This window comes from Povalibacter sp., assembly GCF_036735925.1.
Classification (GTDB): domain Bacteria; phylum Pseudomonadota; class Gammaproteobacteria; order Steroidobacterales; family Steroidobacteraceae; genus Steroidobacter.
Window position 1 is genome coordinate 1 of the sequence record NZ_DAINNK010000136.1, and the last position, 6,729, is coordinate 6,729.

The 6,729-nt window shown below is 67.7% G+C and carries 8 protein-coding genes; 3 read left to right on the plus strand and 5 right to left on the minus strand.

Annotated elements, in window-relative coordinates; translation table 11 throughout:
- The 5 genes from V7D81_RS22555 to V7D81_RS22575 all read right to left on the minus strand — a co-directional run.
- A partial coding sequence (locus V7D81_RS22555) for a heme biosynthesis HemY N-terminal domain-containing protein (protein WP_324320562.1) occupies window positions 1–1,220 on the minus strand: 1,220 nt, incomplete at its 3' end.
- Window positions 1,217–2,269 carry a uroporphyrinogen-III C-methyltransferase gene (locus tag V7D81_RS22560; protein WP_324320564.1) on the minus strand — a complete coding sequence of 351 codons (1,053 nt, stop codon included), beginning with the start codon at window positions 2,267–2,269 and terminating at the stop codon, window positions 1,217–1,219. The genes V7D81_RS22560 and V7D81_RS22555, both read right to left, overlap by 4 nt.
- 83 nt (window positions 2,270–2,352) lie before the next feature.
- Entirely contained in the window at window positions 2,353–3,126 is a 774-nt protein-coding gene (locus V7D81_RS22565; RefSeq protein WP_324320566.1) for a uroporphyrinogen-III synthase, read from the minus strand.
- Complete coding sequence (hemC, locus tag V7D81_RS22570) at window positions 3,123–4,067, minus strand: hydroxymethylbilane synthase (protein WP_324320568.1); 945 nt, start codon at window positions 4,065–4,067, stop codon at window positions 3,123–3,125. The genes V7D81_RS22565 and hemC overlap by 4 nt, the downstream gene beginning before the upstream one ends.
- Window positions 4,064–5,236, minus strand: coding sequence for an AI-2E family transporter (locus tag V7D81_RS22575; protein WP_324320570.1), 1,173 nt, complete (start codon window positions 5,234–5,236; stop codon window positions 4,064–4,066). Before V7D81_RS22575 ends, hemC begins: the two co-directional genes overlap by 4 nt.
- 241 nt (window positions 5,237–5,477) lie before the next feature.
- Between V7D81_RS22575 and V7D81_RS22580 the strand changes: the two genes are divergently transcribed.
- Genes V7D81_RS22580 through V7D81_RS22590 form a run of 3 tightly spaced genes read left to right on the plus strand, consistent with a single transcriptional unit; the run spans window position 5,478 to window position 6,496 of the window.
- On the plus strand, window positions 5,478–5,783 hold the full coding sequence (locus V7D81_RS22580) for a DUF883 family protein (protein ID WP_324320572.1): 306 nt from the start codon (window positions 5,478–5,480) through the stop codon (window positions 5,781–5,783).
- 27 nt (window positions 5,784–5,810) lie between these two features.
- Window positions 5,811–6,215, plus strand: a complete 405-nt coding sequence (locus tag V7D81_RS22585; RefSeq protein WP_324320574.1) for a phage holin family protein — start codon at window positions 5,811–5,813, stop codon at window positions 6,213–6,215.
- Window positions 6,212–6,496 carry a YqjK family protein gene (locus tag V7D81_RS22590; RefSeq protein WP_324320576.1) on the plus strand — a complete coding sequence of 95 codons (285 nt, stop codon included), beginning with the start codon at window positions 6,212–6,214 and terminating at the stop codon, window positions 6,494–6,496. Before V7D81_RS22585 ends, V7D81_RS22590 begins: the two co-directional genes overlap by 4 nt.
- Window positions 6,497–6,729 lie beyond the last annotated feature (233 nt).

Genomic DNA, 6,729 nt, shown 5'->3' on the forward strand with positions numbered 1-6,729 from the left:
TGCCGCCGGTCGAGCCAGCGCCGCGCGCGGATCTTCGGCAGCGGCGCCTTGCGGCCCACGGCGTGCGTCAGCGCGTCATTGAGTGCCTTGACGGCACGATCGCGTTCGCCCAGTTGTTCGAACAGGGTCGCCAGCAACTGCCAGGCTTCGAGCCGCGGCCGGATGGCGATGCTGGTTTCCAGGTAGCTGCGTGCCTTGCCGTAGAGCTCGGCTCGAATCGATTGCCGCGCGCACGTCAGCAGCAGCGCCGAATCCTCGCTGTGTTCGGGCAGCCAGCGCTCGGCATGCTCCAGCGTCACCAGCGGTTCGTCGCTGTCGAGTTCGCCGTAGACCAGCACGGCGGACTCATCCCACTGCTTGCCGAGGAAGCGGCGCAGCTCGGCTTCGGCGAGTTCGTCCTGATCGCAGGCCATGGCGGCACGCGCATAGGCCACGACGATCTCGGGCCGCTGCGCGAGGGTCCTGGGCAGCTCCTTCCATGTCTGTGCCAGCGCCTTTTCATCGTCGCTCCTGGCGGCCGCCTGCAGGCGATCCAGATAGATCTGCGCCACGGTCTCGTCGATGAACGCCGTGGTGATGCCGCGTGTCGCGCGCAGGCGCGGTTCCAGTTCCTGCAGTTTTTCCCAGTCGCCCGTCTGTCGCAGGATGCGCGCCGTCAGGATCATGGCGCGCGTGTTGTTCTCGCCGCTGGCGGCGAGCTGATTCAGCGCCTCCAGCGCGGCCTGGAGTTGCTTGTGCTTGAGGTGCATCTCCGCCTGCATGATCAGCGCGGGCGCGCGCTTGTCGCCGGAGACTTCCAGCGCCTTGGCGATCAGTTCATCGCGGCGTTGCGTGGCGCCCTGCAGATCGGCGGCACGCGCGGCGACCAGGTAATGAGCCGCGGGCGACTCCGCCTCGTGAGCCGAGCCCGTAAGCGTCTGTTCCGACGCCAGCCATTCGCCTTCCGACATTTCCAGCAGGCCGCGCGCAAGACTGCGCCGGGCGCGATCCTGGCGGCGTTGCAGCTGCGCTTCGCGCCATAGCTGGCGCGCATGAAGCAGCTTGAGGATCCAGCGCACGAGGAAGTACGCGCCGACGACCAGCAGCGCGAACGTGATCGCCGACATCTCGATGAGACGGCCGGCGAAACGGATGGCGACATAGCCCGGATCGGCGAGCAGCAGGTGCGCGAACAGCGCGCCGCCGATCAGGGCCGCCGCGATGTACAGCCCGGTCTTCATTCGGGACCGCGCCGCGCCGGCATCAGCCGCTGCAGCGTCTGCGACGACTTCGTGACGTCGGGCAGCGGCGGATCGATGTTGACGGGTTCGAGCGCCTGGACTTCGCGCGCCAGCGCCGCGGCCTGCGGATCGGTGAGATCGAAGAATTCGCCGAGCCACTGCCGTGCGCCGGCGAGCGCGCTGCGATAGGCGGTGCTGTCGTGACGTACCACGGCCGCGCGCGCCGAATACAGCAGCAGCTGCAGATGCTGGCGCCGCAGCGCCTGCTCCTCGAGCGTCACGACGTTGCCGCCGCGCGAGTCGATCTTGCGCACGGTCACGAGACCGGCGACGGCATTGCGCGCGACCGCCCAGGCGCGCGCGAACACGCCTTCGGGCAATTGCGTCAGTGGCGTGGTGCGTTCGATGGCGATGATGCCGAGCACCGCCGCGTTCGCAGCCTGTTCCTCGGCATTGGCGAGGCGCGCCATGATGCCGGCCAGATCCGGACGCACGGCAGCGCGCAGCGCCTGGATCTCGCGTGCGAGTTGCTGGCGCACGGTGGCGACTGCGGGATCGCGCAACGATGCCAATCGGGAATCCGCCGCTTCGAGTGCGGCGATCGCGGTGTCGATGTCGCGATCGAGCGCGAGGCGCTGCTGCGCGAGCTGCATCAGGAACATCGCTTCGGCGCGCGACCAGGCGCGTTCCGGACCTTCGGCGCGACCCTGCAGTTCTTCGAGCGCGGATGCGAATTCCTGCAGTTGCCGCGGCGCTTCCTTCAATGCATCCAGCCGCTGCTCCAGCGACTGCCGCGCCGTCTGTTCGCGTTCGGTGAGGGTGCGGATCTCCGACTGCAGCACGTCGCGCTGCGTGCTCGCCTGCGTCAGTTGCTGCGTGAGCTGGTCGACGCGGTCGCGGGTGCTGTCGAGACGCCACAACGCATACGCGCCGGTGGCCAGCGCCAGGACGGCAATGGCCGTCGTCAGTCGACTATAGGTGTGCGCGCGTCGATGAACGACGGGCGAGGTCGGGAGCGGGGGAATGCTGTCGGGATGCGTATCGGCCATGACACATCGAGCGGCGGGCGAAGCGCGGCAAGTATGGCAGTCCGTTCCGCACCCGCCAAATGCGGTGTGCGGACAGGGATGACTCAGGCCGCGGCGCGTGCGCGCGCGTGCCAGTACGCCAGCGCACCGAGGATGGATGCGTCGTCGGCGCCACCGGCGACCACGCATTCGCCGCGCAATCCCAGCTGTTGCGCGGCTTCGCGAACCCGCGGGCTCGGCACGATGAGCGGTGCGCGCAGCAGGCATTCGCGGCCCGCTGTGCCGAGCAATGCGAGCAGATTGGACAGTGTTTCCACGCTGGTCGCAGTGGCGACCTGGATCTCGCCCGCCGTCCAGTCTGCTTCGAGCCGATCGCGATGCGCTGCATCGATCTGCGGCAGGATGCGCTCGTAGGCGTCGAGCAGATCGACGGACAGGCCTTGAGCCACGAAAGTCTGCTGCAGCACGTCGCGTCCGCCGCTGCCGCGCACGATCAGCACGCGCGCGCCGGCCTGGATCGCGAGATCCGGATGCGCGAGCAGCGATTCGCTGGTGAAGCCGCGGTCGGGAACGACATGGACAGGCCATTCGATGCCCGTCAGTGCCGCGGCAGTCGCCTTGCCGATGGCAGCGACCCGCGTGGTTGCCGAGCGCACGATGCTGCGCGCGCCATGTTCGACCGCGTTGACGCTGACGAAGACCACCAGATCGTATTCGCCCGTTTGCGCCGTGACCCGCGGGCGGATCTCGATGGCCGGCAGAACGACGGCCTCGGCGCCCTTCGTGCGCAGGGTCGTTGCCAGAGCGTCGGCTTGCGGCAGCGGCCGCGTCACGAGCACGGACAGGCCGGTGAGTGGCGGGATGACGAAGGGAATCAAGGCGTCGCTCCGTGGGCTGCCTGCTGTGCACGCTGCTGCAAGAGCAGCGCATCGGCGCCGGCGCCCAGCAACTGATCGGCGAGTTCCACGCCGACGGCCTGCGGCGACGTGCCCTTGCGGCTGCCGCGATAGATCGTGCGGCCGTCTTCCGAACCGACGACACCGCGCAGCGTCACTGTATTGCCCTGCAGCTCCGCGTAGCCGGCGATCGGCGACTGGCAGCTGCCCTGCAAGCGCAGCGCGAAGGCGCGCTCCGCTTCGCAGCACCGGCGCGAGACGGGATCGTCGAGAACGCCCGTGAGCCGCACGCTGCGTTCATCGTCGATGCGGCATTCGATGCCGACGATGCCCTGGCCGACCGCGGGCAGCGAATGTTCGAAATCGATGTACTGGCGGATGCGCTGCGTATAGCCGAGCCGCGTCAGGCCGGCGGCGGCGAGGATGATGGCGTCGTAGTGGCCTTCGTCGAGCTTGCGCAGGCGCGTGTCGACATTGCCGCGCAGCGGCAGGATTTCCAGATCGGGTCGCAGCGCCTTGAGCTGGCACTGGCGTCGCAGGCTGGAGGTCCCGACGCGCGCACCGTGCGGCAACGACGCGCAATCCGCAAAGCGCTGCGACACGAACGCATCGCGCGCATCGGCGCGGGCGAGCATCGCCGACAGCGTCATGCCGGGCGGCAGTTCGCTCGGCACGTCCTTCATCGAGTGCACGGCGATGTCGGCGCGGTCCTCGGCGATGGCCAGTTCCAGTTCCTTGATGAAGAGTCCTTTGCCGCCGACCTGCGCCAGCGGACGATCGAGTACGCGATCGCCCTGCGTGGTCATCGGCACCAGTACGACCGGCACCTCGGGATGACGCTCGCGCAATAGTGCGGCGACATGTTCGGCTTGCCACAGGGCCAGCCGGCTTTCGCGCGTGGCGATGCGCAGGGGATCGTTCATTCGGCGCTCGGCGTGGACGGCGGCTGCGGTGCCGTGGGCGCTGCAGCGACGGGCGCCGCGACCGCCGGCGCAACGACGACGGTTTCGGCCCGCCGCACTTCGACGAACAGCCGCAGCAGCGCAATGATCAGCGCCAGCACGACGGGCCCGAGGAACAGGCCGATCGCGCCGAACGCGGCGAGGCCGCCGAGTACGCCGATGAACACGGTGAGCGTGCCGACATTCGCGCGGCCCGAGACCAGCATCGGCCGCACGACGTTGTCGACCAGCGAGACCAGCAGTGCGCCCCAGATCACCATGAAGATCGTCGCGCCCCAGCGTCCCTGCGCTGCGAGCACGAGCGCTGCAGGCACCCATACCAGCGCCGTACCGCCGAAAGGCAGCAGCGAGGCGAGCACCGCGATGACCGCGAACACCAGCGGCGAGGGCAGGCCGACGATGAGGAAGGCGATGCCGACGAGCGTGCCCTGGATCAGCGCCGTCAGTCCCGTGCCGAGCACCATCGCCCGCGTCACCGCGGCGAGGTGATCGAACAGGCGCGACTTCTGTTCTTCCTCCATCGGAATCAGTTCGCGTGCGGTGGCGAGGAAGTCGCGGCCGTCGCGGACGAAAAAGAACAGCAGGAACAGCATCAGCACGAAGCCGACCACGGTGCCGATGGCGCCGAGGAATACGCGCCCGCCCATGGACGCCAGCCAGTGCAGCACCTCGTTCGCGCCCTGCCGCAGCCAGTTGCCGATCTGCGTGGCATCGATGTCGAACAGGGATTCGAGCCGGGCGAGCAGGTCCTGCGCCCAGGGCCAGGGAACACTCGCGAGGTCGAAGCCGTTGGAGGAAGTCCGATTCGCGAGCAGCTCCTGTCCGTGTCTGACCAGGTCGCCCACCTGCGCCGCAAAGGCGGCGGCCATGGCGCCCAACGGACCGAGGAACAGGATCAGCACGGCGAAGGTGAGCAGCAGCGCCGAGGCCTGCGGGCGGTTGCGCAGCAGCCGTGTCAGCCGCAGGTGCAATGGATACAGCAGGAATGCCAGGAACGCCGCCCACAGCATCGGGCCGAGGAACGGTGTGAGGATCCTGAACAGCGCGAGCGCCAGCACCACGCAGGTGACGAGCACGAAGGTGCGTCGATAGAAGCGGTCGCGGTCGTTCGCCTCGTGCGACAACTCCATTGGGGATACTCCGGCCAGGGGATGACTTGAAGAACGGCGGGCGCGGCCATGCTAACACTGCGGCAACTACCGAGTTAATCGTGGACCTTTGATGCCTTCTCCCGGGTTGCTGAGTTTTACAGCCGCGGAATACCATGCCATGCCATCGAGGCCAGTCACCAGGTCGGGCCGCTCACACACCCAGGGGCGTGGCCGATCGAGCCGGGTGTCACGAACCAGGAAACGGAGCCGAGGATCCACAATGAGCAGCGAAGTCACTACAGATCGATTGGTCGAAGACCTGAAGACCGTCATGAATGACGCCGAAGCCCTGCTGCGCGCGACCTCGGCCCAGACCGGCGAGAAGATCCAGGAAGTACGCGCCCGTGCCGAGGAATCGCTTCGTCAGGCGCGGGTACGCCTCTCCGAAGTCGAAGAGGAGGCGTTGCGTCGCGCGCGCGAGCTGGCGGATGCCACCGAAGAATACGTTCGCGACAACCCCTGGCAGTCGGTGGGCATTGCCGCGGGCATCGGCCTGGTGCTCGGCATCCTGATCAGCCGTCGATGAAGATGGTTCTGACGGGACGCCGCACGCATGGATGACGCTCCGCACGATCGCGATCCGGCCCCGGTCACGGGACTGTTCCAGTCCCTGAGCAACTTCGTTGCCACGCTGGTCGCGATCGCGCACACGCGTCTGCAGCTGCTGACGACCGAGATCCAGGAAGAAGTCCAGGAAGTCGCGCAGCTGCTGATCTGGTCGTTCATCGCGTTGTTCGCCGCGATGATGGCGCTGTTCCTCGGCGCGCTGACCATCATCTTCGCGTTCTGGGACACGCACCGGATTCTCGCGGCCCTCCTCATGACCGGCGCCTTCCTGCTGATCGCCGCGATCGGCGGCATCATGCTCATGCGCCGGCTCAAGGCGAAGCCGCCGATGCTGGATGCGACGCTCGCGGAACTGGCCAAGGACCGCGATCAGCTGCGGGCACGCCTGTGAGCGAACGCACCCTCACGCTGAGCCAGCGACGCACCGCGCTGCGCGCGCACTGCGCCCTGCAGCGCGAGGAACTCGCGCACATCGTCGACAACGTCGAATCGCGACTGGGATCGGTGGACCGCGGCATCAACCTCGTCCGCCGCTACGCAACGCGTCCCCTGCTGCTCGGCGGCGGCATGGCGCTGCTGGCGCTCGTCGGTCCGCGCCGCCTGCTGCGCTGGGCCGGCCGCAGCGCGGTGTTCGTCACTGCGGGCCAGCGGCTCTTCCGGTTGTTGCGCTGAAGAGAAGAGTTGGAGTTTCACACGGAGATCACGGAGACCACGGAGTTCAAGGCAAAGAAGAAGGAGGAGTTTCCACGGGGGACACGGGGAGCACGGGGACAAGAAGAGATTTTCTGTTCCGAGACCCCGTGTTCCCCGTGTCCCCCGTGGAAAATCCTCTTCTTCCGACCTCCGTGGCCTCCGTGATCTCCGTGTGAAACTCCGATTCTTCAGGATTCCCCACGGATACGGCG